Annotated in this window: 21 protein-coding genes; 7 read left to right on the forward strand and 14 right to left on the reverse strand. The window is 35.8% G+C overall.

Translation table 11 applies throughout. The features are described 5' to 3' along the window. Positions 1 to 32: 32 nt before the first annotated feature. From pta to DQM45_RS05510, 4 genes are read right to left on the reverse strand one after another with little or no spacing between them, the layout of a single operon-like run. Entirely contained in the window at positions 33 to 1,034 is a 1,002-nt protein-coding gene (pta, locus tag DQM45_RS05495; protein WP_003085799.1) for a phosphate acetyltransferase, read from the reverse strand. A 19-nt stretch (positions 1,035 to 1,053) separates the two neighbouring features. Beyond that, entirely contained in the window at positions 1,054 to 1,944 is an 891-nt protein-coding gene (locus DQM45_RS05500; RefSeq protein ID WP_039984559.1) for an RluA family pseudouridine synthase, read from the reverse strand. After that, positions 1,941 to 2,777, reverse strand: coding sequence for an NAD kinase (locus DQM45_RS05505; RefSeq protein ID WP_003083507.1), 837 nt, complete (start codon positions 2,775 to 2,777; stop codon positions 1,941 to 1,943). The genes DQM45_RS05500 and DQM45_RS05505 overlap by 4 nt, the downstream gene beginning before the upstream one ends. Further along, positions 2,752 to 3,423, reverse strand: coding sequence for a GTP pyrophosphokinase (locus DQM45_RS05510; RefSeq protein ID WP_003085051.1), 672 nt, complete (start codon positions 3,421 to 3,423; stop codon positions 2,752 to 2,754). The genes DQM45_RS05505 and DQM45_RS05510 overlap by 26 nt, the downstream gene beginning before the upstream one ends. Positions 3,424 to 3,514: 91 nt before the next feature. Between DQM45_RS05510 and DQM45_RS05515 the strand changes: the two genes are divergently transcribed. The 5 genes from DQM45_RS05515 (at position 3,515) to DQM45_RS05535 (ending at position 7,500) form a co-directional block, all read left to right on the forward strand. Then, positions 3,515 to 4,081 (forward strand): CYTH domain-containing protein, encoded by a 567-nt coding sequence (locus DQM45_RS05515; protein ID WP_003083043.1) that lies wholly within the window; start codon positions 3,515 to 3,517, stop codon positions 4,079 to 4,081. 126 nt (positions 4,082 to 4,207) lie between these two features. Further along, complete coding sequence (locus DQM45_RS05520; protein WP_003083081.1) at positions 4,208 to 5,182, forward strand: ribose-phosphate diphosphokinase; 975 nt, start codon at positions 4,208 to 4,210, stop codon at positions 5,180 to 5,182. Further along, positions 5,169 to 6,311, forward strand: coding sequence for a cysteine desulfurase family protein (locus DQM45_RS05525; RefSeq protein WP_003085538.1), 1,143 nt, complete (start codon positions 5,169 to 5,171; stop codon positions 6,309 to 6,311). Before DQM45_RS05520 ends, DQM45_RS05525 begins: the two co-directional genes overlap by 14 nt. Continuing rightward, a complete protein-coding gene (locus DQM45_RS05530) occupies positions 6,301 to 6,648 on the forward strand; it encodes a DUF1831 domain-containing protein (RefSeq protein WP_003084919.1) in 348 nt (115 codons plus the stop codon). The genes DQM45_RS05525 and DQM45_RS05530 overlap by 11 nt, the downstream gene beginning before the upstream one ends. Positions 6,649 to 6,858: 210 nt before the next feature. Next, positions 6,859 to 7,500, forward strand: coding sequence for a redox-sensing transcriptional repressor Rex (locus tag DQM45_RS05535; RefSeq protein WP_003082838.1), 642 nt, complete (start codon positions 6,859 to 6,861; stop codon positions 7,498 to 7,500). Between the two features lie 51 nt (positions 7,501 to 7,551). On the opposite strand, the gene radC is transcribed toward DQM45_RS05535, so the two are convergent. The 6 genes from radC to DQM45_RS05565 form a co-directional block, all read right to left on the reverse strand. Further along, on the reverse strand, positions 7,552 to 8,250 hold the full coding sequence (gene radC / locus DQM45_RS05540) for a RadC family protein (RefSeq protein WP_003086005.1): 699 nt from the start codon (positions 8,248 to 8,250) through the stop codon (positions 7,552 to 7,554). A gap of 90 nt (positions 8,251 to 8,340) precedes the next feature. Next, positions 8,341 to 9,465 (reverse strand): AI-2E family transporter, encoded by a 1,125-nt coding sequence (locus DQM45_RS05545; protein ID WP_003083911.1) that lies wholly within the window; start codon positions 9,463 to 9,465, stop codon positions 8,341 to 8,343. 212 nt (positions 9,466 to 9,677) lie between these two features. After that, complete coding sequence (locus DQM45_RS05550) at positions 9,678 to 11,111, reverse strand: 6-phospho-beta-glucosidase (protein ID WP_269472102.1); 1,434 nt, start codon at positions 11,109 to 11,111, stop codon at positions 9,678 to 9,680. A gap of 20 nt (positions 11,112 to 11,131) precedes the next feature. Then, positions 11,132 to 12,064 carry an AEC family transporter gene (locus DQM45_RS05555; protein ID WP_003085611.1) on the reverse strand — a complete coding sequence of 311 codons (933 nt, stop codon included), beginning with the start codon at positions 12,062 to 12,064 and terminating at the stop codon, positions 11,132 to 11,134. Further along, complete coding sequence (locus DQM45_RS05560) at positions 12,064 to 12,699, reverse strand: histidine phosphatase family protein (protein WP_003083522.1); 636 nt, start codon at positions 12,697 to 12,699, stop codon at positions 12,064 to 12,066. The genes DQM45_RS05555 and DQM45_RS05560 overlap by 1 nt, the downstream gene beginning before the upstream one ends. A gap of 216 nt (positions 12,700 to 12,915) precedes the next feature. Continuing rightward, entirely contained in the window at positions 12,916 to 13,530 is a 615-nt protein-coding gene (locus DQM45_RS05565) for an SGNH/GDSL hydrolase family protein (RefSeq protein WP_003083370.1), read from the reverse strand. 205 nt (positions 13,531 to 13,735) lie between these two features. Here DQM45_RS05565 and DQM45_RS05570 point away from each other — a divergent pair, with 205 nt between their 5' ends. Further along, positions 13,736 to 14,650, forward strand: coding sequence for an AraC family transcriptional regulator (locus DQM45_RS05570; protein WP_003082902.1), 915 nt, complete (start codon positions 13,736 to 13,738; stop codon positions 14,648 to 14,650). A 144-nt stretch (positions 14,651 to 14,794) separates the two neighbouring features. Here the strand turns inward: DQM45_RS05570 and DQM45_RS05575 are convergent, their stop codons facing one another. The 4 genes from DQM45_RS05575 to DQM45_RS05590 form a co-directional block, all read right to left on the reverse strand. Next, positions 14,795 to 16,333, reverse strand: a complete 1,539-nt coding sequence (locus DQM45_RS05575) for a ClC family H(+)/Cl(-) exchange transporter (protein WP_003084857.1) — start codon at positions 16,331 to 16,333, stop codon at positions 14,795 to 14,797. A 140-nt stretch (positions 16,334 to 16,473) separates the two neighbouring features. Then, positions 16,474 to 20,985, reverse strand: coding sequence for a S8 family serine peptidase (locus DQM45_RS05580; protein ID WP_003083176.1), 4,512 nt, complete (start codon positions 20,983 to 20,985; stop codon positions 16,474 to 16,476). Positions 20,986 to 21,253: 268 nt separating this feature from the next. Beyond that, positions 21,254 to 22,414 (reverse strand): NAD(P)-dependent malic enzyme, encoded by a 1,161-nt coding sequence (locus DQM45_RS05585; RefSeq protein ID WP_003085511.1) that lies wholly within the window; start codon positions 22,412 to 22,414, stop codon positions 21,254 to 21,256. A 13-nt stretch (positions 22,415 to 22,427) separates the two neighbouring features. Further along, positions 22,428 to 23,762, reverse strand: coding sequence for a 2-hydroxycarboxylate transporter family protein (locus DQM45_RS05590; RefSeq protein ID WP_003082744.1), 1,335 nt, complete (start codon positions 23,760 to 23,762; stop codon positions 22,428 to 22,430). A gap of 162 nt (positions 23,763 to 23,924) precedes the next feature. Between DQM45_RS05590 and DQM45_RS05595 the strand changes: the two genes are divergently transcribed. Further along, on the forward strand, positions 23,925 to 25,448 hold the full coding sequence (locus DQM45_RS05595) for a sensor histidine kinase (protein WP_003085169.1): 1,524 nt from the start codon (positions 23,925 to 23,927) through the stop codon (positions 25,446 to 25,448). The last annotated feature ends 1 nt before the right edge of the window (position 25,449 follow it).

The raw sequence follows: 25,449 nt of genomic DNA on the forward strand, positions 1-25,449 counted from the left end.
TAACAAAGTTTTGCGCGTTATAGTTGAGATATTTATTCAGCTTCAAACTTTCCTAAAGCTTGTGCTGCAGTAATAATCCCTAATTTATAAATATCTTCTGCACTAGATCCACGAGACAAATCATTTACAGGTTTATTCAAACCTTGAAGAATTGGCCCAATGGCATCAAACATACCTAAACGTTGTGCAATTTTATAGCCAATATTACCAGATTGCAAGTCAGGGAAAACAAAAGTATTTGCTTGACCAGCAACATCAGAATCAGGCGCTTTAATCGCTGCTGTTTCAGGAACAAAGGCTGCATCAAATTGTAGCTCACCATCCAAAGCTAAAGAAGGATTTAAAGATTTTGCAATTCTAGTTGCTTCTGCTACTTTATCAACTTGGGGTGCTTTACCTGAACCCTTAGTTGAGAAACTTAGCATAGCTACTTTAGGTTCAATATCAAAAATTTCAGCTGTTTCAGCAGTATTAACAGCAATTTCAGCTAATTCTTGTGCATTTGGGTCAATATTAATAGCGCAGTCCGCAAAAATGTAACGTTCATTTGTATTTTCACGGTTCATTAAGAAAACACCTGATGTCCGTGAAATACCCGGTTTTGTTTTAATGATTTGAAGAGCAGGACGTACTGTATCAGCTGTTGAATGAATAGCACCTGAAACCATACCATCTGCAAGTCCCATTTTCACCAACATTACACCAAAATAGTTAACATCTTTAAGCATTTTATCAGCATCTTCCATTGTTGCTTTACCCTTACGAATTTCGACAAATTCTTTTTTCATTTCTTCGAAATCAGGGTATTCAACTGGATTAATAATAGTATAATCTTGATCAGCAAAACCAAGTTTTGTGAGTAGGGCTCTAATTTCATCAGCCTCACCAAGAATAATTGGTTCTACCAAGCCCTCGAATTTAAGACGAGCCGCTGCACGCACAACACGTTCGTCATTTCCTTCAGGGAAAACAATTTTAACGTGTTTTCCTACAACTTTTTCCCTTAAACTACCAAATAAGCTTCTGATACTCATTTTTTAACTACCTCATTTTTTATTTCTGTAAATCTATGATAACGTTCTCAAAGTCATCTGTCAAATTAATTGTATGCCGGCTTGGATTTTCAGTAAACGGATTATGAAAATTCAAAAAATGGCAATGCAAGGCTTGCCTTGTGATTCCGAGATCAAGTCGTCCACCATACAGGTCATCACCAAGTAAAGGAAAGCCAATATGTGAAAAATGAACCCTAATCTGATGAGTTCTACCTGTATGGAGCTTGATGTCGACCAAGTGAACATTTTCAGCATAGCGCCCCACAACTTGATAGGTCGTTCTAGCATATTTACCCATCGGGTCAACAGTTCGGGTAATAATACTGTCTTTTGAACGGCCAATCGGTGCCACAATTTCCCCTTGATCTGGTAATTGTCCCTCTCCACAAACCAAAGCAAAATAGCGTTTTTCAATCGCTCGAGCTTGAAGTTGCTTATCAAGTCTCGCATGTGCATAACCGTGTTTGGCAAAGAGCATAAGGCCACTTGTATCACGATCTAGACGAGTTACAATGTGAACTTGTTTATTAGGATAATCCTGGTCCACATAATAGCCCTTGATAAAGTTAGCAATGGTATTAGAATGAATAGCACTAGGAATGCTGGCATAACCAACTGGTTTATTAATGACTAAAAAATGATCATCTTCATAAACAATATCCAAAGGATGAGAAATTGCCTCTAATTTCTCAAAAGGTAACTCATCTGGTATTGTAATACTAACTTCGTCACCAATATCCAATAGATAAATGGCATTACGCTCAATACCATTAACCTCTATACGACCACCCTTATATTTAACTTTTGCCAGTAAACCTCTTGAAACATCATAACTTTTGAGTAGCGTCTTCACTTTCGTTCTACGATCTGCTATAAAGTTGAATTTCATGACTCTAAATCACCAATAAAGGCATCTTGTACTCGTTCCCAGAAACTGGTATGACTTGGTGTTGAGACAAAATGAATTTTTTCACTGTCAATATAATATTGAGCCTTAACTACATTTTTCAAATTATAGGTTTTATTATCTACGGACACAGTGTAGATACCTGTTCGTTGTGGAATAATTTCTATTATTTCTTTTTTAGGAATTATTAAAGAGGAGCCAACCGTGCGAAACACAAGGTTATTAAGGCTTGATATTTCTGTTAGTTGTAGAGCTTCTATAGTCGGATGAAGAATCGCTCCACCAAGGGATTTATTATAGGCTGTACTGCCTGTCGGTGTTGAAATAGACATGCCATCACCACGAAAACTCTCAAACCGAACGTTATTAATATAGACATCTGCAACCATAGTTTTTTCAATACGTTTAATTGTAGCTTCATTCAAAGCTCGTGCCTTTATAACTCGACCATTTTCCAAAGTCAAAACGATCTTAAGAATAGGGTAAGAAACTTTATCCCCCTTGTCCTCTCTTAAATTTTCAATAAGCTTATCAATTTCAAAATCACGATAGTCAGTGTAAAATCCCAAATGGCCTGTATGGATACCAACAAAGCGAACAGTATCAAGCTCATTTTCATACATGTGGAAAGCTGACAATAGCATACCATCACCGCCGATTGAAATGACTACATCAGGTTTTTTCTTGGTCAAGTAGAAGTCGGGGTCATCCTTAAAGATAGCAAATAGTTTTGAAGCAACACGTTTGCTCTGGTATTTTCCATTAGCTATTATAGCAACTCGTATCACATTATCTGTATAATTCATCTGTGTCATCACTGTTTCCTACACCATCACTTAAATTGCGACTTCCCGGATCAAAGAGCAACTGTGCTTCTCTAATATCATCTCGAATCTTCCGCATCTCTTCATCTAATTCAAGAGCAATCTTAGCAGTTCGTGAAAGTCGTTTCTTGATTTTTTCTGGGAATTCTCCCTTATACTTGTAATTGAGAGAATGCTCAATGGTTGCCCAAAAATTCATTCCCAGTGTTCTAATTTGGATTTCGGCTAAAACTCTCTTTTGTCCATCAATGGTGTCAACTGGATATTCGACAACAACATGGTAAGAACGATACCCACTTCTTTTCATATTACGGATGTAATCACGTTCATAAACGATAGTCATATCTTGTCTTTGCCTTAAAAGATTCAAAACTTCATCAATATCATCTACAAATTGAACCATTATGCGCAATCCGGCGATATCCTGGATATCTTGAGCGATGTTTTCTTCAAGAACGCCTCTAAGAGCCATTTTTTGTTTAATACTTTCAACAGATTTAACGCGACCAGTTACAAATTCAATCGGAGAATAGCGGTTTTGCTTTCGAAACTGTTTACGAATACCTCGTAATTTGATTTTAAGTTCCCCTACTGCCTGGATATAGGGATCAAGGAAATCTTCCCAGTCAACTGCCACAGCCTACTCCTTTCTTGTCAAAGTAGATACTTTGATATAAAATTGAAATAACAATTTATTATAGCATAAAATAGCACAAAAGGAAGGTAACATGTCTAACTTAGAAATCGAATATAAGACCCTGCTAACGAAAAAAGAGTACCAACGCTTACTCGAACAAATGTCTCATGTCCCACCTGTTGTGCAAACCAATTATTATATTGACACCCCTAATTTCGATCTTAAAGCCCATCGCATGTCTCTAAGAGTTCGCACATTCGCTGAGCAGGCTGAATTGACACTGAAAGTGCCGGAAAATATTGGTAACAGGGAATATAATATTGACTTAACCATGATTAATGCAAAAGAAATAATAAAAACAGGTCATTTGCCCCAAAGCAATATTAGAACCCTTATTGAGACAGAAGGAATTGATGTCTCTAAATTAGAAAACTTTGGTTACTTAACAACTACTCGTCGCGAAGCCACTACCGCCATTGGTAAAATGGCTTTAGACTGTAACCATTATGCTTCGACTATTGACTATGAGTTGGAACTTGAAGTCCAAAATGCTGAAAAAGGTCAAACTGATTTTGACCGATTTTTAGAAGAAAATCAGATTTCATTTAAGTATGCTAAAAGTAAAGTTGCGCGTTTTAGCAAAACCCTCAACCCTTGAAAATATTCTCGACAGAAAAATGCAATTTTTCTGTTTTTTTGATAGAATAGTACTGTCAATTTAGGAATTGAATGGAATTTTATGTAAATTCACATTCTAAAGAAGATATAAGGAGCTACCATTCTCATGACTGAACGATATGCTGATAAGCAAATCAAACTATTTTCACTCACCTCAAACTTACCAATCGCTGAGAAAATTTCCAGAGCATCTGGCATTCCATTAGGAAAAATTTCCTCACGCCAATTTTCAGATGGTGAAATCATGATTAACATCGAGGAAACTGTCCGAGGAGATGATATTTATATTGTTCAATCAACAAGTTTTCCTGTGAATGATAATTTATGGGAACTTCTCATTATGATTGATGCTTGTAAACGAGCTAGTGCTAATTCAGTCAACGTTGTTTTGCCATATTTTGGTTATTCTCGTCAAGACCGAGTTTCAAAATCACGCGAACCTATTACTGCTAAATTAGTTGCTAATATGCTAACCAAAGCTGGTATCGATCGTGTTCTTACATTAGACTTACACGCTGTTCAGGTACAGGGCTTCTTCGATATTCCCGTCGATAACTTATTTACAACTCCACTTTTTGCTGAACATTATGAAGAAAAAGGCTTATGTGGTGAAAACGTCGTTATCGTTAGTCCTAAAAATTCTGGTATCAAACGCGCTAGAAGCTTAGCTGAACTCCTTGATTCACCTATTGCAATTATTGATTACTCAGAAGACGAAACTGAACGTGAAGAAGGTTACATCATAGGTGATGTTTCCGGTAAAAAAGCCATCATTATTGATGATATTTTGAATACTGGCATCACTTTTGCTGAAGCAGCTAAAATTCTTGAACGCGAAGGAGCCACTGATATCTATGCAGTTGCTAGTCATGGTTTATTTGCTGGCGGTGCAGCTGATATTTTAGAAGCAAGCCCAATCAAAGAAATTCTAGTTACAGACTCTGTCCTAACTAAAAATCGTAAACCCGCAAATATCAACTACATCACAGCTAGTGAATTAATTGCGAAAGCTATTATCAATATTCATGAAAGAAAACCATTGAGCCCACTTTTTGCTTACCATCCAAATGAAAAAAAATAATCCTATCTATTTCGATAATGCAGCGACGACACCTTTAAGTGATGCTGCTATTAAAAGTATGACTAAAGTCATGGCTACTACTTTCGGAAATCCTTCTAGTATCCATTCTTTCGGACGATCAGCCAATAAAATTTTACGAACGTGTCGTCAAGAAATTGCTACTCTTCTTGGAGTTGAGAGCCATTCCATTATCTTTACATCAGGAGGAACTGAAGGTAATAATACAGCGATTAAGGGCTATGCACTTGCTAATCAACATAAAGGAAAGCATTTAATAACGACTGCTATCGAGCATCACTCTGTCCTTCATACCATGGCTTATTTAGAAAAACGTTTCGGCTTTGAGGTTACTTACTTAAAACCTACCAATGGTCAAATTACTTGTCAACAAGTCCGTGAAGCCCTGCGTGATGATACCATTATGGTCAGCATGATGGCTGCAAACAATGAGACCGGTGATTTCTTACCTTACCAAGAAGTCGCTACAAGTTTGAAAGAGCATCAAGCAGTCTTCCACCTTGATGCTGTTCAAATAATTGGCAAAATACCGATCAATCCCAAAGAGCTAGGTATTGACTTTTTATCTGCTTCTGCACATAAATTTCATGGTCCAAAAGGTGTAGGTTTTCTCTACTCTAATAACCTCCATTTTGATCAACTTCTACACGGGGGAGACCAAGAAGAAAAGAGGCGTGCTAGCACTGAAAATCTTATTGGGATTGTAGGGATGACTACTGCCTTGCAAGAAGCATATCAAAAGATGACAGAAAACTTTCAACACGTTGAAACCCTCAGAAAGACGCTGATTGCTAATCTGTCTGATAGTAACTTCTATTTATCAAAATCAAAAACATCACTTCCGCATGTGATCAATATTGGCTTTCCCGGTCAACAAAATGGCCTTTTACTCACCCGTTTAGATATGGCCAATATTGCTATTTCTACAGGTTCTGCTTGTACTGCTGGTACAGTCGAACCAAGTCATGTTTTAGAAGCCTACTATGGCAAAGAATCTGTGCGACTAAATGAAGCCATCAGAATTTCATTTTCTGAACAAAACACAATTGAGGAAATTCAAACCTTCACAAAAGAATTAAAAACTATTTTAGGAGTATCAAATGGCATTTGAAAAAGAAATTGCTTTACCCGACTGTCGGTACAAATATGAAATAAGTCCCAAAATTAAAAAATACACTCTAAGGGATACGACTTTCTCAGTCACAAAAGTAGGACACTATGAATTGACACGCCTTTTAGAAGAGGTTCCAAACTCTGGCGATGGCTTCCCATTAAAAATTACAATTAACAAAGAGCTTGATGCGTTTAAATTGGCCATTACAGACCAGTCTGGTTTACGTATGGTAAATATTTTTAAATCAGAAAAACATAAAATATTACAAGATAAGTTTTACTTTTTAATGGATAGCTTGGTAGAACGTGATATCTTTACAAAGAAAGTAAACTAACACTTTCCCACCAATTTTATGACTTAAGAAAACTCTCTTTTTATTAGTCATATTACAATTTGAAACCTTCTTTTACAGAAGGTTTTTCTTATGACGGGACTAAAATAGTAATATTTACTCCTATCTAGTGGATTAAAGTTGCATTTTTCACAAAGTATTTGTTACAATAGTAGCATGAAAGATACTGAATAATAAAAAAGGAGCAAGATAATGGTAATTGATAAATCCATTCCAAAGGCAACAGCTAAACGCTTGTCTTTGTATTATCGCATTTTCAAACGTTTTTATGCCGATCAGATTGAAAAAGCGAGTTCTAAACAAATTGCAGACGCAATGGGGATTGACTCTGCAACAGTCCGTCGTGACTTTTCCTACTTTGGTGAATTGGGACGTCGAGGATTCGGATATGATGTTTCAAAATTAATGAACTTTTTTGCTGATCTCTTAAACGATCACTCGACAACCAATGTCCTTATTGTAGGGTGTGGTAATATTGGCCGTGCATTACTGCACTATCGCTTCCATGATCGTAATAAGATGCAAATTTCAATGGGTTTTGATGTTGATAGTCATCCCATGGTTGGAACAAATACTGCTGATGGGATTCCCATTTATGGCATGTCCACATTAAAAGAGCACGTTGAAAAAACTGATATTGAAACTGCTATTTTAACTGTACCAAGTGTACAGGCACAAGAGGTCGCCGATCAACTTATTGCTGCAGGGATTAAAGGGATTCTAAGTTTTTCGCCGGTACATCTACAAGTGCCAGCTGATGTCATTGTACAATATGTTGATTTAACAAGTGAACTCCAAACTTTACTCTATTTTATGAATCAGGCAAATAAATAAGATAAAGTGTATTAACAACAAACACAATGAAACCTCTTCATTGTGTTTGTTTTATTCAAGAGTTTTTTCACAAAACAGGTTGGTTTTTTCACGAAAACTATAATAGTTATTTTTTCCAACAATTATGTGATCGAGACAAGCAATTCCAATTTGATCACATAATTGTTTTATGTTTTTTGTGAAATGATAATCATTTTCACTTGGATCTACAAAACCTGAAGGGTGATTATGAATAATAATCATACTTGTTGCCATATTTCGACAAGCATAATGCAAGATTTCCCTAGGCTCGGCTATTGAGCGTCGAACACTTCCGATAAAAATAGTTTTTTCTTCAATAACTCTATTTTGGGTATCTAGGTATAATGCTACTAAATGTTCTTGTTCCTTATCTCCCAATTGTTTTATCATTTTTTTAGCAATTTGAAAACTTGACAAAATTTGGTATTGACAGGTTTGTTCAGATTCTTGGATCCTTCTTGAAAATTCAAGCATCGCTTTTAACTCGATTGATTTTACATTGCCAATCCCAGCAAGTTGTCGTAACTCTTGTAAGGACATTTTTTTAAAATCGGATAATGATGAAACAGTATTTAAGAGATTGGCGGCTAGCTCCATGACATGTTTATCCTTGTTACCGGTCCTCAGGATAATAGCTAACAATTCTTGATCACTAAGTTGCTCAGCACCATTTCTAACTAACTTCTCCCTAGGTAATAGACTTTCTTTTTCAAGCTTAATGGAATACATTCTAACACCTCCACTTGATATATTCGAAAAAGTTAAACACTTTGCTAAGCTACAAAGAAAACCATCATGCCTATCAAAAAGAACCAAGTTTTAGGAAACTTGGTTCTTTTTGATAGCTTGTTTTTTATCAATATTATCTTTAACCATCTGATAAAATGTTGCTGCTAATGGGACAGCAACAATCATGCCCACAATCCCTTTTAGGGAAGCACCAATCGTAATTGCCATCAAAACCCACATACCAGGTAATTTGATAGAACTTCCTACTACACGTGGATAGATAAGATTGCCTTCAAATTGTTGAAGAATGATAATGAAAATGAGAAAGAAAATAGCTTGTGATAAGGATTGCGTCATAATTAGTATAAAACCAACCGTAACACCTATATAAGCTCCTACAACCGGAATTAGGGCTGTAAAGGCAACAAGTACCCCTATGGTAGCTGCGAAAGGAAGTTTAAAGAGAAACATTCCGAGTGCAGTTAAGCTTCCCAAAATCATTGCCTCAATAGTCTGTCCAACAAAGAAACCACGAAAACGATTATGCAACAAGCCAACAATATAATGAATGCGTTGGGCGTGAATCCCAGTATAGGTATCAACCAAAATATTGCCCTGACGACAGAGTTGTTCCTTATTACCTAAGACATAAAAAGAAAAAACAAAAGCCACAAAGACATTAATAATAGCTGAGGCAATCACTGTCATCGAGGTTAAGATACTCGTTAGAAATGACAAGAACTGCTTTAACAACTGTTGACTATAATTGCTAATTGTTTGTGTAATTTTAGCATCACCACCAAAATAATGAATCACTTTAGCAATTATTTTATTATGACTTAAATCATTAATATACTGTTTAACTGAACTTGTATCAAAAGATAGCATCATATTAATACTAGCAATCAAATCTGGAATGACTATGGAAACAATCCAAAAAAACAAAGCAATGAAGGTTGCATAAGCCAGAATCATCGCAAAACCACGCCTTAAGTGAAAAAAACGGTTGGTTTTTACGAAACGATTCAAAAGATTTTCATAGGCAGTCATGACAATATTAATAATATAGGCCAGAGCTGCCCCATAAAGAAATGGTAAGCTTGTTTTAATAACGGTTTGGACGATGTCAGTTCCCTTATCCCAATTAGCTTGAATCATAAAACAGATAAGAAAGGCCACGACAATGTACAAAACATGTTTCTTTTCAAAATGCATAAAAACTCCTTTCACTCATTATACACTAAAATGATAAAATGAACATCTAAGGCAGATTAAAAAGAATGACAGTTGGTATAGTCTCTATCAAGAAACTTTCAACTGCCACTCCTTTTCTCTTTTTTTTAATAGCAAAGCCAGTTTAATTTGTTAGATTGAGTAAATATTTGGTGAGGAGTTTTTAATATTACTGTGCAAAGCTGATTCTAAAATTAGTCTAGATCTGAGCCATTCGAAGCAATAACTTTTTGGTACCAACCAAAAGATTTTTTCTTAGAGCGTTTAAGTGTTCCATTTCCGTAGTTGTCACGGTCAACATAGATAAATCCATATCGTTTTTTCATCTCACCTGTTCCTGCTGAAACAAGATCAATTGGGCCCCAAGTGGTGTATCCTAAGACTCTTACACCATCTTCTGTGATAGCATCCCGCATGGCTTCAATGTGTTGCCGTAAGTAGTTGATGCGATAATCATCTGCCACATAGCCGCCTTCATCTGGGACATCTACTGCGCCAAGTCCGTTTTCAACAACAAATAGAGGTTTTTGATACCTGTCATAGAGATCATTTAGCGTAATACGAAATCCTAGTGGATCAATTGCCCAACCCCAATCAGTTGTTTCTAAATAAGGATTTTCTGAAGAAGCTAAAAGATTAGCTTCAGATTGATCAGTTTTTTGAGCTTGTGCTGCACGACTAGCATAGTAGGAGAACGACACAAAATCAACCGTATTTTCTTTTAGAAGTTGCTCATCACCTTTTTCAAAGGTTAGTTTGATACCTTCACGTTCAAAGAATTTTAAGGCATATTCCGGATATTTTCCTCGTGCTTGAACATCAATAAAGAAGTAATTTTCACGGTCTTTTTCCATAGCTGCCCAAACATCTTCAGGCTTAGGTGTCATTGGGTAAAATTTCCCAGCTGCTAACATGCAGCCAATTTGATTTTCTGGATCTATTTCATGTCCAATTTTTGTTGCCAAAGCTGAGGCCAATAATTCATGATGGGCTGCTGTGTAGAGAACTTGATTGCGGTCTTCGCCTTTTTCAAAAACAATCCCGGCTCCCATAAATGGAGCATGCAAAAGAATATTGATTTCATTAAATGTTAACCAATATTTAACAAGTCCCTTATAACGTTTAAATAAAACAGTCACTAAATTACCATAAAAGTCAACCAATTTCCGATTACGCCAACCACCATATTCTCTTACTAAATGCATGGGAATATCAAAATGGGTAATAGTTACTAAGGGTTCTATTCCATATTTATGACATTCTTTAAAAACTTCTTCGTAAAAGGCCAAGCCAGCTTCATTAGGCTGACTTTCATCTCCTTTCGGGAAAATGCGGGACCAAGCGATAGACATGCGAAATGTTTTAAAACCCATTTCAGCAAATAAAGCAATATCTTCTTTATAACGATGATAAAAATCAATAGAATCTTTAGCTGGGTAGAAATACCCCTCTTCAAAATTAAACATTTTACGTTTACCAGTGATAACATCAAGGCGAGCATCACCAACGGGTGATAAATCAACATTAGCTAATCCACGACCGTCAAGATCAAAAGCACCTTCTAATTGATTGGCAGCAGTTGCGCCACCCCATAAAAAGTTATCTGGAAATTGTTTTGTAGACATCATTTTCTCCTTTTTATAGTAAGTTAGTGAGCCATGAAAATAACAATAAGTGTGTAAATAATCAAGGTCACAACAAGCGATAGTGAAATAAAAGTTGCCGAAAATAATTCATCTTCTTCAGACTTAAAGACTGGGGAAATAATCGCTGGCAAAGCAAACCCCGTTGGACACATAAAATAAATGAGAACAGCCAACTTAAAATCATAGTTAGCCATAATTTTGGGAAATAAAATAAAGAATCCGAGAATAACAAAAATATAAAAAGTAAAACGAACTAATATCAATTTTGCTAATGGCCTAATAGTAGTCAAACTCATGTTTAGGTCATAACCGATTATAAAAAGAATCATTCCTGCAATAGGAGCAGTTGCTCGCCCGATAATTCCATCATAAGCTGGTGCAATAGAACTCTGTGCGATTATCTCTGACCAATGACAAACATTACCTACTAAACCTAGAAAGATTGCAATCACAAAGGGATGCTTTATAATAGAAACCACTAATTCTTTATTACTGGTTTGATTGGCAGCAGCCTTTGAGACTATGATAGGAATAATTAAAAATGCAGTTATAGCACCGGCAATATCAAAAATGACTGTATTGCTGGAAACACCAACAATAGATAAGTATAATGGCAGAGCAACGCTTCCTCCTTCAACTGTGGAGAGTAAGAAGGGGGCAAAATGCGATCGTGATTCCCCAATAAAACCTTGTAACCACTTCCCAACCAAGACTGCCAATACGAAAACTATTAACGTGTAAGCAATGATGGGAACAGTGTCTATCCTTAATTCCGCTTGCATCATTAGATGAAAAATTAAGATTGGAAACAATACTGTAAACATAATAGTGTTAGCACCGTCTTTATCTTGAGATGTAATCCACTTGAAGTGTCGTGCCAAATATCCCAATATCAGCATGAAAAAGACTGGTGCTAAAGTATTAAATGCTGTCATTAGTCAGAACTCGAACTTTCTTTCAATCTATCAAATATGTATTCTTGGTCCATTGGATTATAAACTGATAATACTTGTATTTTTTTACCATCATAAACTAATTTTAAAATGGCACAGTTCGACATCGGTTTTTCCAAAACAGGAGCATCCACTGTCATATGACGGTAAAATTGGGTGATAGAGGCTCCATGGCTGACAAAAAGTGATATTGCTTCTTCTTTTTCATCAGCCAAAGCATTCTTAATAGTTGCTGCCATACGTTTATATACTTCAATATTAGATTCACCACCATAAGCCACAAAATAATCACGATAGCCTGAACCATCTTCCTTAAAAAGATGTGGATTCAAATATTCTGGATGAGCTTCAAAAGCACCAAAATTCCATTCTTTTAAACCTTTTAAACGGATTAAATCAGTTCGACCACTTGCAATTTCGGCGGTGTCACAAGCCCTTTCTTGAGTAGAAGAATAAACCTTATCAAAGACTATATTCTCTTCTTGAAAATAGGCACGTGCTGCTTGTGCTTGTTTAATCCCTAATGCAGTTAAGGGCGAATCACAAGCTCCCTGAATACGTCCCTGAATATTAAATAAAGTCTGACCATGCCGCATAAGATAAAATATTTTCTGCATTTCCCCTCCTATAAGAACAGCTTTCAAGACCTCAAAACAAAATCTTCGGGAAGCAGTTTATCCCTTTGATACCTCTTTGGTATATCTTAGATAAGATTAACACTTTTTTAAAACGGTTTCTTGTCTCATTCTTTGATTTTCTGATACTATCCTTTGTTTTAGAGGATAAAAAAAGACTGAGGATAAACTCAATCTTATTTCTTTAAAAGCTATTTATTATAAGTAAGGTAACAGAACTTTAGCAACTTTTTCATAACCTTCTAAGTTCAAATGCAAACCATCCTTAGTTAGTTGAAGGTCTAGTGCATTATTAGCATTTTTTAGAGAGGAACTAAGATCAATAAATTCAATTCCTGTTAATGTCTGTAAGGCACTATTAAGCTGATCTATGGTTTCGTTATTTCTAACTTTAACCGTTTTTTGATATTGAGTGGCATCTGAAACAGGTAAAATGGATAAGAGATAAATCTGTGTCTCACTACTTTTTCTTTTTATCTCTGCTACTATCTCTGCTACCATCTCCTTGATTTCTGAATTGGTGGCACCGAGGCCGATATCATTTGTACCAATAAGGATAAAAACCTTAGAAGGCTCTAAATCACAGATTTGTTGATCCAAATGAGTAAGCAACCACTTACTATCGATCCCTGCAATACCTCTGTTATGAATGGGCAAGTCACGACCTAAGAATTTTTTAATAGGAAAAAATTCAATTAAAGAATCACCTGCAAAGATGATACCGCCAGGTTTCACTGCTTGATTAAGTTCTCTATAGGAATCTAAACGATCCATTTGATAAGCTAAAAGTTCCTTCGAAACAGTTTCTAACATATAATCCCCCTTTTTTATAGAACTAGTATATCAAAAAGAAATGTTTATCTATAGCTTTAGAATGACTTTTCTAGATGAAATCGTTTTACCATCTCTAAAGCTGATAACTCTTCTTTAATTAGAAGCTTTTCGCTTTGATACAGACTTCAAAATGTCATTCTGTTATAATACTATTACATGATTAGGTTATCTAGGAGAATCTTAAATGTTACTAACTGACCAACGACATAATAATGAACCTCAACGTCATTTACTTTCCTATCATTATTTTCATAATGAAGTCAAAGATGGGAGACCTGACATTTTATTTCACTGGCATCCAGAAATGGAAATTACCTACGTTAGCGAAGGCTGTGCGCGCTACCATATTGATTACGACTTCTTTAATAGCCAATCTGGCGATATCATCTTAATTAGGCCGAATGGTATGCATTCTATTCATCCTATTGCCCAAAAGCCACATGTTACTGATACCTTTCAATTTCATTTAGATATGATTGGTTCTTCTATTATTGATCAGGTTAGTCTTCATTACCTTCAACCTCTACAAAATAGTAGCCACAAATTTGTCCACTGTATTAAGCCCCATATGGCGGGCTATGACCAAATTAAAACATGTCTCCTATCTATTTTCACCATTGCCAAAGAAGAAAACCGGCATTTTGAGCTTCTACTGAAATCACGCTTGCATGAATTTATCTATCTTCTTTACTACTACCGCTATGTTATCCGTAAACATACAGATGATACTTATCGGAAAAATGAAAAAATTCGTCAATTAATTGACTATATTAACACTCATTATCAGCAAGAACTAAGCATTGGCTTTTTAGCTAATTATATGGGCTATAGTAAAACTCATTTTATGACGGTTTTTAAGCAACACACCGGAACATCTTGTACGGAATTTATCATTCAAGTCCGTTTGAGCAAAGCTTGCGAGCTACTCATCAATTCTACTCTACCTATTCTTGAAATTGCTAATGAGGTGGGGTTCAATAACCTCTCTAATTTTAATCGGCAATTTAAAAGTTACTACCTGCTGACACCAAGTCAGTATCGGAAAAAATATACCAAGCCTAAAGAGAGTAGAACACTTATTAATCCGCCTAAATCATAATAGAAAACACCTCTTGTCTTAAAGGGGTGTTTTCTTACTATTGTAACAAGCAGGCTAACTATTGACTATTTATAATTGTATGTTCATATCAGAAGTTATTTTTAAACTTATTTAGATTAGACTAATCGTATGCTATTCAGACTTTTATACGGACATGACTAATTGCCGAATATGTCCAACTTCCGATTCATTAACCACCATAAAAATGGTCGCACCACTTATTAATACAGTGTCTCCTGAAACTACTTGAGATCGGCCATGATGAACTTGAGTTGTAATAAGAACATTGTCAGGCAATTTTAAATCCCTAACATAACGCCCTGCTATACGATCACTCACGGTAAGTTCAACCAAGGTAGGTTCAACCAAGTCGTGTGGGGGCATGATTGGCATTTTTTCTAACATTGCTTCATAGATAGGAGCTCCTTTTAGGAGATCCATTAAGAGATATGCAACAAAGGTTACTACTGCTATAGCCATTAAAGGCTTTAAATCACCAACCATTTCTGTTACTAAAAGCATACCAGTCAGCGGAGCTTTTGAGATAGCTGCAAAATAACCTGCCATGCCAAGAACTATAAATAAAGGCAAAAATCCAGGCTCTAATAAGCCGATTTTTTGGAAAAGGAGACCAAAAATTAATCCTAGAAGAGCTCCTAAGGTCAAAATGGGAAGGAAAATACCTCCTGGTAAACCACTCCCATAGGAAAACATGCTTCCAATAAAGCGTAGTATAAAAAATAAACAAACCATAAACAATGTTGTTTGATTGATGGATAGTCCTATGATCAATCCATTCCCACCACCGAGCAACTGAGGAAAATAATAGCCGATGGGCATAATAAGTATGAGAGGAATTAGCCCTTGATATTTGGGAGATATATGGAGAACACTACATATTTGGTTAATGTATTTGGGGAAAGCTAGAATAACACGCTCATAGACATACCCTAAAACTCCCAGAAAAGTTCCTAAGAGGAGTAATAGCCAATAATGATTCAAATCCAAAAAAGGCATCGCTTTTGGCATAGCAAGAATGGGTTCTAAACCAAAAATATGCAGTGAAATAAAATTAGCAACCAAGCTAGCAACTAAAGCAGTGATCCAAATTAAACGTGAAAAATGATGGTAAATTTCTTCCACCACAAAAAGTAAACCTGCAATAGGGGCATTGAAAGCTGCAGACAAACCCGCAGCCGCTCCGCTTGCAATGAGAACTCTTTTTTCTAAGCGACTGGATTTTAAAAATTTTGACAACCCTTTTGCTGCCATTGCTCCTAATTGAATTGAGGGACCTTCTCGTCCTAGCATAAATCCCATTGAAATAGCTAAAATTCCTGCTATGAACTTTTTCCAAAGGACAGGCCACCAAGTGGGTGCTAATAACCCTTTAAGCTCTCCTTCAACATGTGGTATCCCTGAGCCTTTGATATCTGGTTCAGAAGCAATAAACTGACTAATAACTACAAGCACTAGAATACTTATAACAATGATTACTAGCACTAGACTTGGTTTATCATGTGATATCTGGTAAGTAGCTACCACTAAATGCGATAACTTCTCAATCAGAAGTCTAAATAAACTAACTATAACACCAGCAATACTACCAACTAAAATACCCCGCCAAACAAACGAAATAATTGATTCATTTGAAAAAGCGTATTCATTCTTATGATTTTCCATAAGTCCTCACTTTCTATAAACACTAAACATTTAACATTGTATCAAAGTAAGCTAAAAGAATCTAGTTACTACTAAGACAAAAAACCTCCAAAAAAAGAGAAATGACATTACCATTTCCCTTTTTATTTTATTGAGATTTACTAGTTTTCTTTATTAAACTCTTTTCTTTTTCGATTTGACTTAAAGTAAAAGAGACTAAAGAAAATTGCAAAAATATACCACACTTTTGAATCCTTTTCACCTGTTACAGGAAGAGTCTTCTCTGTTGTTTCTAATGTATCTGTTCCAGTAATACTTTCCATATTCCGACTTACGTTGTCTGTCTTATAGCTATTAAATAGAGCCCTTGCATAGGTCTTTACATTTTTATTATTTCTTTCAAATGAAAACAGCACATTTACAGGCAAAGTGTTAGTAGCTTTTTGTTCTGACTGGACTGGGGTTTCCCAATTTAATGTAAATCGTCCTATTGACTGTCCTTTTTGTAATTGAATAAGTGCCTGTCCTTTTGTTGGTACCTGTGGTTCAATTGACATATTTAGAACTTGAATACTGTAGTCTGGTAATTCTGCAGACAAGGCATATATTAACTCTTCAGCATTTGTGATCCCCTTACCATTAAAGTTAGCTAATTGGGCTGGTTTCATCAAATCCACTTTTTTGACAGGTGTTTTTTGATTTTCTAGTAGTAGGCCTTCCTTTTTTTCTTTTCTCTTTAATAGATGCTCAGCTAAGCCATCGTTTACAGCATTAGGGTCAATCTTAACTTTAAACAAATAAGAAATGTTGTTATTAACATAATCAGAAATAACTACTTTGACATAATCTCCGTCTTCAATAGCTTTCTCATAGTACCACTCAGATTCATTCTGGTGGAAATAGTCATCATATTCTCCATCTTTTATACGACTGTCAACCATATCACCATTTACAAATAATTTCCATCCGTCTTGGGCATCCTTAATTTTGCCTGCTAAACGCAAAACATTGTTTGGGATAGTAATTTCTCCCAATAGCTGATCTTCTCTATCTTCTGAACTTAATCCTTCTTTATGGAAATAATGGATATTTGTATTGTGGAAAGTCAATTCCGGAGTCCGCGTATCAAGCTTGATGGCATAGCCTTTATTAGAAATCAGTTCATTGTTATAGTAGGCTTTGACATTCAAGGTATTTGGACCTTGAAAAATTGGAACCTTTATTTCCTTGAAATGACTATCTTTATAATCTGACTCTTGGTAGTCGTATCTTTTTTGCCAACTTGGAGCAAAAAGACTCTGTTTTTGCTTAGCATTATATAAAGCGTTTGTATTAGTTAGAAAAAGGTGTTGTCCTTTTTGCAAATGAATATAATATGTCCTAAAGGCGTTTCCATTTTCATCAAATTCAATATCAACATCATTAGAGGCTGTTGCTTCTGTGTAAGCTGATGTTAATTTACCATCATGGAAATCCGTTCCATGGGTAAACTCTTTAGGGTTACTATCACTTGTTTCCCACTCCTGATTATCATCTTCCCATTCAGTATCATTGTCTGGTTCAATGTCATGTCCTGGTTGAGGAATAAGTTTTTTCTTTGGTTTAAGAACACTCGAATCAGTAAGTAAGGATTTTTTAGTAAGTCTTTTTGACTCTTTCTCCTTGAGATTACCTTTTAACAAAAGTTCTTGCAGGTCATATTCAACTCTATTTTCACCAAAATCTTCAACAATTAGGCTATAGCCTGAGTAAGTGTCACCACTGTTTTTAGGCACACGATAATAACCATCAGCACCCGCTTTAAGTTCTTTCGTTACTTTATCTTCCATAACGATAGTAACATCTTTTAGGTGCTTATCTGTGATAGCAAGAAGAACTTCTTTATCAGTATTATGAACAAGGCTAACCTTTGGTTTAGTATTATCAACGGCGAAGGGAATATAAGTTTCTTGCCACGGCCTATTTTCATCTAACCGTGCCTTAATTTTGATAAAGTATAATCCTTCAGCAATAGGTTGGTCATCATTTGTTTTTGGATTATAAAGGCTACCATCCCATTCAAGATCGGGATCGTAATCTCCAAACATTGGTTGGTAACGATCTGGATATTCTTGGTAAGCACTTTCCATAAATTTAGGATAATAGTGGCCCACTTTCAGAACTTTCAACGTTTTTGCTAGTTGAGGATTAGCTGAATCTGTTATTTCGACCTGAAAATCCTTAGCATGTCGCATAAAGATTAGTCGAAGTTTCATCAGCGCATGACTATCAATACCACCAAGTGATTGCATAACATAATGACGCGGATCTGCCTCTAGGTTATTGTGATCTTCTTTCCATTTGTTATAGTCAACACCCCAAGGAACATAATCGAAAATTTCAAGCCCTATAGGATAAGCTTTAACGATACCTGTCATTTTTGTTTTGCTACCGTCTTGCCATGCAACTGGGTCAACAATCTTTTCACGATTCCAATCTCCATAAAAGCCCAAATAAGGTATACTCAAGTCAGCCTGCTCTTTGTTAAGTGACTTAAAGCGAATGAACCCTTCTATAAACTCATCCATTTTTGCTTTTCCAACCTTCAGAGTCATAGGAATAGTCATCTGGCTATTTGGTGCAATTCTCACATACCTCGGAGCAATAAGGCTCGCTTCTTCAATTTGGCGGGAATGAACTGTTTTAATAGCCAATGTTTTTTCAAGATTTTGCCTTTTATTGTCGTAAGTTACTTTTCCTAAGATTGGACTTGCTTCAAGTTTGAAAAATTGTTCTTTATCCGATAGATTGTGTAAAACAAGGGAAAAAGTTTTTTCCTTTTCAGTGAAATCCTTAAGACTGATAGCACCTTTTAAGTTTTCATCTGAAAGAAATACCTTGGTCTTCAATGCTTTTAAGAGATTGACTGCTCCTGCTCCTTGACGCCTTGGAGAGTATGGTAAGAGTGGTTTACCATTTGGCACTGTATGATCAATCAAAATATCAGCAGTATTTTGTAGCAATAGTTTATTGAGTTGAATGAGCGAAATTTTAGCAAAGTTCTGGTTCCATTTGGCTTGGAATTGTTTTGTGATAGGCAACAACATAGCACTAGCACCTGCAACGTGTGGTGCAGCCATTGATGTCCCGCTGTCATTATAATAACTATTCTCATTTCCTGATGAATAGACATTTTCGCCGGGAGCGACTAAATCCGGTTTTAATTCCAGATCAGGTCTTGGTCCCCAGGTACTAAATCCTGAAATTCCTTTATGTTCAAAAACCTTGGTTAGCTTTGGCTCTCTTTCTATGGTGAGACGATGAAGCTTCTGAGATTGATTTTTAAGGTAATTACGGAGTTTCTCCCCATCATTTGCTGATACACTAATCGCCCAAGTTGCTTGAAATAAACCTTTTGAATCACCAAGTAAGGTACTTCTTATTTCAGGTACATTTTTGTAATTACCATATGTCGTGGCAGTCGCAGCATTAACTAAGATGATGCCTTTTGGTTTTTCTCCCATGATTGTTACTAGTTGTTGATAGACTTGTTCACTTTTTCGATTAACTAGGACAATTTTTCCACTAATATTCGAAATACTTTTTTCCTGCTCCAAGTCAATAATATTATTATCAAAACTAATCTGATTTTTATCTTTTTGCTCAAATAAGAAATAATTGTGCCAATTAATATTCTCATAAGCTAAGTCTAAGTCTTCAATTTTGAGATGTGGTAAACGCATGTGAGTGTCATAATAGGAACCTACACCTAAAACTGAGTCATTTGATGATACTGATAGAAGTGTTGAATTATCTTGAAGTGAGAATTTTTCATCTACTAAAGTATCATAGGAATTAGTCATTGAAGAGGTTCCATAGTTTCCCATAGCCGCCGCAATAATAACGTCTTCTTTCTTTGCTCTCTCCAAAACTTTAGCCCAGATATCGTCATTTCGACCTGTCCCTATCTCACCTATGCTCAAACTTATAATATCTGCTTTTCGGTTCATCGCATCTTCCATCGCAAAAAATTGACTGGACCCCTGATAACCTTCACTATTATCCTTACTCCAAGTACGATAGGCCAAAAGTTGTGCATTCTTAGCCATTCCTTTGAAACCGTTTTTAGTGTTACCGACCAAAACCCCTGCAATGTGCATCCCATGTTCAGTCTGATCATCTTTAATACTAGTATCCCCACTCATAGTATCAAAGACATAAGGAACTTTTCTGCTAGCCCCAGAAGCAACTGTTTTTTCTTTTAAGTCACGATCGCTAATATCATTATCTAAACTCAGCGTTTCATGAGTAAGATCAATTCCGGAGTCAATAGAAGCAATCAGAACACCTCTACCATCTAATTTAGTGTCTCCCTCAGCCTTTACTTCTTGGTTGTGAATAGTATTAGCTTGATCAAGTAATGGCATACTTGGAGTGGTATCAAAAGAACTGTTTTTTGTTTCTATGCTAGTTCCACTGACTTCTTTGTAGTTCAGTTCAACTTCCTTAGTATTAATCGCTTCTGCTCTACTCGCGCTACCAGCTTGTATATTATTAGCAGAAGCATTATTGTCAATCTCATGACTATCTGCAGATACGTTTGAAGAATTAGTTGCCAAGCCAGCAAACAGTAAAAGTATACTAGAATTTAGGAGAATTCTAGTTTGTGTTGCATAAATAGATTTTTTTGTCACCTTAACCCCCTTGTTTTCTAAAAATCGCTTTGGTAAAACATAACTATATTTAGTTAGCTTTAATATTAAATTAAGCATGCTTAATTTAATTATACATTTTATCATTTTATTTTCAAGATAATTTTAAGAAAAACACATAAAAAAGTAAGTGAGTAAAATTACTAGATTCGGTTCCTCTGAAAAGTGAGACAAAAAAACTAGTGCTTAAAGAAGTTTCTTTAAACACTAGTATGTTTAGGAGGAAATATTAAGTGAGCTAAAAGGAGACTTAATCTGCTGCTTGGCGGACACTTTTTGCGACAATTTCTGCCACACCTTCTTGAAAGGCATCTGGGATAATATGGGTTGGTGATAATTCTTCATCTGGTATTAAGCTTGCTATCCCTTTTGCTGCTGCTATTTGCATATCAACAGTGATTGTCTTAGCACGCGCATCTAAAGCTCCGCGGAAAATTCCTGGAAAGGCTAAAACATTATTGATTTGGTTTGGAAAATCACTTCTTCCAGTTCCAACAATATAGGCTCCAGCTTCAATAGCTTGATCGGGGTAAATTTCAGGAATAGGATTAGCCATGGCAAAAATAACAGGTTTTTCAGTCATTTTAGCAATCCACTCTGCTTTTAAAACACCAGGAGCTGAAACACCGATAAATATATCAGCCCCTTCTAGAGCATCTTCTAAGGTACCAGATTGAAATTCTCGGTTAGTAAGCTTGGCAATTTCCAAATGGTGTGGTGCCAGTTTATGGCCATCCTTTTCATTAATGATTCCGAATTTATCAACAATTGTGACCTGTTTGGCCCCAGCAGCTAATAATTTTCGCGTAATAGATAGACCCGCAGAGCCTCCACCATTCACAACAACTTTGACGTCTTCAAGAGCTTTACCAATTAATTTAAGGGAATTGAAAATCGCTGCTAATACCACAATTGCAGTACCGTGTTGATCATCATGGAATACAGGAATATCACATTCTTCAATAAGGCGTTGTTCAATTTCAAAGCACCTAGGAGCTGAAATATCCTCCAGGTTGATGCCTCCAAAGGTTGGAGAAAGTGCTTTTACTATGCTAATAATTTCTTCAGTGTCATTTGTATCAAGCACAATCGGAACAGCATCAACACCAGCAAATGCTTTAAAGAGCGCTGCCTTACCTTCCATAACGGGCATAGCAGCTAATGCTCCTATATCTCCTAAGCCAAGTACCGCTGAACCGTCACTAACTACTGCAACCGTATTCTTTTTACTTGTTAATTCGTAACCTAGCTCTTTATCTTTTGCAATTGCTGTCGAAACACTTGCAACCCCTGGTGTATAAGCAATACTCAAATCATGTTTATTTTCAATAGCTACTTTAGGGATGACTTCTAACTTACCACCAAATTTTTTCGCTTGCTCTAAGGCTAATTGCCCAAAATCTTTTGTCATTTTTTACCTCTTTCTATTTGAAAATTATTCTTAAAATTGCTGTCATTGTAATAACAGTAATGGCACCACCCAAGCGTGTTGCAACTTGTGCGAATGGCATTAAGTTCATTCTATCAGCAGTGCTTAAGATAGCTACATCTCCTGTTCCTCCCATACCACTTTGACAAGCTGAAATAATACCTGCCTCTACAGGATTCATATTTAAAAAACGAGAAACAAAGAAACCTACCGAAATGACAGTGAAAACAACACTAATAACAATGACAAAATATTGCCAACTTAGGGTTGCTACTACATCTTTAAGAGGAATATAAAGTAGCCCAAGCCCCGCCATTAAGGGAAAAGTAAAGTTACTAGAAATAAATTTATAAAGTTGCTTAGCTCCATTCTGCGTTTCTTGTGGGATAACATTTAAATATTTCAAGAAGGCCGCTAGTAGAATCATCAATACTGGCCCTGGGAAACCTGTTAAATACTGTAATAAACCACCCGCTATGAAAAGAGAACATGCTGTAAGGACGCCCCCACCCATGAGTTTTACATCTAAAGCCCCGGAATTGTCTTTTAAGGCATCAGCCATATCTTCACCATGACCAACCTTTACCAATTGCCCTTTTCCGGAATATTGCGGATGTTTTTCGCCAAAACGAGATAGTAGGGCTGTACACATAATAGCAAAAAAGTTACCGATAATTGTTGCTGGGATAAGTTGAGCTACTAATTGTTCACTTCCTACGCCCGTAATCGCACTGTAGCCTAATGACAAAGGTAAAATACCTTCACCAATACCACCTGCTAAGACAGGTGTAACAATATAAAATAATGCATGCTGCCACTCTAATCCTAAAATAACACCAACTAAGGTGCCCACTGCCATCGCACATACCATTCCAAGAAGCATCGGAATAATCATACGAAATAGTCCTTGAATTAATATTTTTCGATTCATTCCTAAAATACTACCACAGACAAGGCAGGCAATATAGAAATATAGGAAATTGGCATCTTTCATTAGAACTTTGGTAGCTCCTAAAATATTCGGGTTTAAAAGGTTGAAAAATACCAATATTGAAGGAATGAGTAACGATAATATCGCTGGGCCACCAAAATTTTTCAATCCAGGAATATTAGCTCCAATAGTGCCTAACAACCACCCCATTGTCAAAATGACTGCGAAACCTCCCAGCATATTAACTGGTAACTGTTGAAGCCACGCTGTAAAAAGAATTAAAGTTGCAAAAACTAGGTAAACTGGTAATGGAACTGAGCCTACTTTAAAGGCTAACCACTTCTTCTGATTGTGTTCTGATGCTTTATCTACGGCATCATTTTCATGATTTATCCCCATGAAACTACCTCCCTTTATTAGTTAATTTTAGTATAAGAGATATCAAACTTAAGCGGAAGTTTATTTAAGTTCTTTAACTATCTAAAATAATTCAATTTATTTAATTAATTTAAACTAGGTCTAAAACTTCTCCTATGATATACTCAATTAATAGGAGGATTTATGAGAAGACATCTATCATTATGGGCCAGCTTATCTCTGGTATTAGTAAGTATGATAATCGTAACAGGCTCAATCTTTTATGGGATAACGATTCATGAAACCTACCGTTCTATTAAACAGCAAGAAAGTCATCTTCTAACAGCAACTGGGAAAATGTTATCTGAAAATGACCAAATTATTCAAAGTCTTGAAAATAAGCAAACCAATCAATCACTTATTTCCTATACCAAAGGTATTACGAGGGCTTATGACCTAGACTATGTTGTTGTTATGGATATGCAAGGAATTAGATACACACATCCCAATATTCATAAAATCGGCAAACCTTTTCAAGGTGGTGATGAGAAAACTGTTTTGAAAGGTAAGGAAGTTATTTCAACAGCTAAGGGCAGTTTAGGGAAATCTCTTAGGTATTTAATTCCTGTTAAAAATAGCAATGGCAAACAAATAGGAGCCCTTGCCGTTGGGATAAAATTAACAACTTTAAATGAAGTTGTTACCTTATCCAAGCAAAAATACACCTCAGCAGTTATTTTATCCCTTGTCTTTAGTTTATTAGTAACATCAATTATTTCAATGAGGTTAAAAAAACAACTCCATAATTTAGAACCTAGCGAAATTTATCAGCTTTTAGAAGAACGTAATGCTATGCTAGATCAAATCGAAAATGCTGTCTTTATTATTAATCGCCAACATCATATTGAATTGGTTAACCCTTCAGCTAATCAATTAGTTCAACAAAAACTTAATTTAGAACATCTTAAAGGACGAAAAATTGAAAGTATTTTCCCAAATTTTTCCAGTCTAGATTTACATCAAGGTCACGAGCAACTTTTAAAATACCAGGATGAAGATTTTCTTATTACAATTTCACCTATTGCTGTAAAAAAAGATCTTCGAGGCTATTTACTCCTCATTCGGAATGCCTCAGATGCTATATATACCATGGATCAGCTGGTGTATACAACTACATATGCTTCAGCCCTACAAGCACAAACTCATAAGTTTATGAATCAGTTGCATGTGATTTATGGTTTAGTTGATATTTCTTATTTTGATCAGCTCAAAATCTACTTAGATAGTTTACTTGAACCCGAATCAGAATTTTTTACACGATTGTCCGTTTTAATTAAAGAACCTCTACTGGCAAGCTTCCTAATTGGAGAACAAGAAAAATTTCAAGAGCTCAATGTTAGTTTGGCCTTTGAAGTAACTAGTGATATTCCTCGAAATCAAATCCAAAATCAATTAAACAATGTCTTAATGATTTTTAGATATCTTCACACTCATGTACTGAAAGGATTGAATCCTAAATTTGTAACAATTACTTTAAGTTATCAAGATGACACACTCTTTAGCTCTTATCAAATTAACGATAAGTTAATAGAGGCTCAAAATATCGAAGATATATTAGAAACCCACTATTTCAAACAACTACTTGTTAAAACCCACTCTAAATCAACTAAACAGCTTTTCACTTATCCACTAGAATTTACAGTAGCCATTCCCTATAAAGGAGAGTAAT

This window comes from Streptococcus porcinus, assembly GCF_900475415.1.
Classification (GTDB): Bacteria; Bacillota; Bacilli; order Lactobacillales; family Streptococcaceae; genus Streptococcus; species Streptococcus porcinus.

Excerpts from the sequence above, each read along its gene's own strand:
- DQM45_RS05525 (WP_003085538.1), top strand. The coding sequence starts at position 5,169 with ATGAAAAAAAATAATCCTATCTATTTCGATAATGCAGCGACGACACCT.
- DQM45_RS05505 (WP_003083507.1), bottom strand. The coding sequence starts at position 2,777 with ATGACACAGATGAATTATACAGATAATGTGATACGAGTTGCTATAATA.
- DQM45_RS05595 (WP_003085169.1), top strand. The coding sequence starts at position 23,925 with ATGAGAAGACATCTATCATTATGGGCCAGCTTATCTCTGGTATTAGTA.
- radC (WP_003086005.1), bottom strand. The coding sequence starts at position 8,250 with ATGTATTCCATTAAGCTTGAAAAAGAAAGTCTATTACCTAGGGAGAAG.
- DQM45_RS05590 (WP_003082744.1), bottom strand. The coding sequence starts at position 23,762 with ATGGGGATAAATCATGAAAATGATGCCGTAGATAAAGCATCAGAACAC.
- DQM45_RS05585 (WP_003085511.1), bottom strand. The coding sequence starts at position 22,414 with ATGACAAAAGATTTTGGGCAATTAGCCTTAGAGCAAGCGAAAAAATTT.
- DQM45_RS05565 (WP_003083370.1), bottom strand. The coding sequence starts at position 13,530 with ATGTTAGAAACTGTTTCGAAGGAACTTTTAGCTTATCAAATGGATCGT.
- DQM45_RS05530 (WP_003084919.1), top strand. The coding sequence starts at position 6,301 with ATGGCATTTGAAAAAGAAATTGCTTTACCCGACTGTCGGTACAAATAT.
- DQM45_RS05500 (WP_039984559.1), bottom strand. The coding sequence starts at position 1,944 with ATGAAATTCAACTTTATAGCAGATCGTAGAACGAAAGTGAAGACGCTA.
- DQM45_RS05545 (WP_003083911.1), bottom strand. The coding sequence starts at position 9,465 with ATGCATTTTGAAAAGAAACATGTTTTGTACATTGTCGTGGCCTTTCTT.
- DQM45_RS05555 (WP_003085611.1), bottom strand. The coding sequence starts at position 12,064 with ATGACAGCATTTAATACTTTAGCACCAGTCTTTTTCATGCTGATATTG.
- DQM45_RS05575 (WP_003084857.1), bottom strand. The coding sequence starts at position 16,333 with ATGGAAAATCATAAGAATGAATACGCTTTTTCAAATGAATCAATTATT.
- DQM45_RS05570 (WP_003082902.1), top strand. The coding sequence starts at position 13,736 with ATGTTACTAACTGACCAACGACATAATAATGAACCTCAACGTCATTTA.
- DQM45_RS05515 (WP_003083043.1), top strand. The coding sequence starts at position 3,515 with ATGTCTAACTTAGAAATCGAATATAAGACCCTGCTAACGAAAAAAGAG.
- DQM45_RS05550 (WP_269472102.1), bottom strand. The coding sequence starts at position 11,111 with ATGATGTCTACAAAACAATTTCCAGATAACTTTTTATGGGGTGGCGCA.
- DQM45_RS05520 (WP_003083081.1), top strand. The coding sequence starts at position 4,208 with ATGACTGAACGATATGCTGATAAGCAAATCAAACTATTTTCACTCACC.
- pta (WP_003085799.1), bottom strand. The coding sequence starts at position 1,034 with ATGAGTATCAGAAGCTTATTTGGTAGTTTAAGGGAAAAAGTTGTAGGA.
- DQM45_RS05535 (WP_003082838.1), top strand. The coding sequence starts at position 6,859 with ATGGTAATTGATAAATCCATTCCAAAGGCAACAGCTAAACGCTTGTCT.
- DQM45_RS05560 (WP_003083522.1), bottom strand. The coding sequence starts at position 12,699 with ATGCAGAAAATATTTTATCTTATGCGGCATGGTCAGACTTTATTTAAT.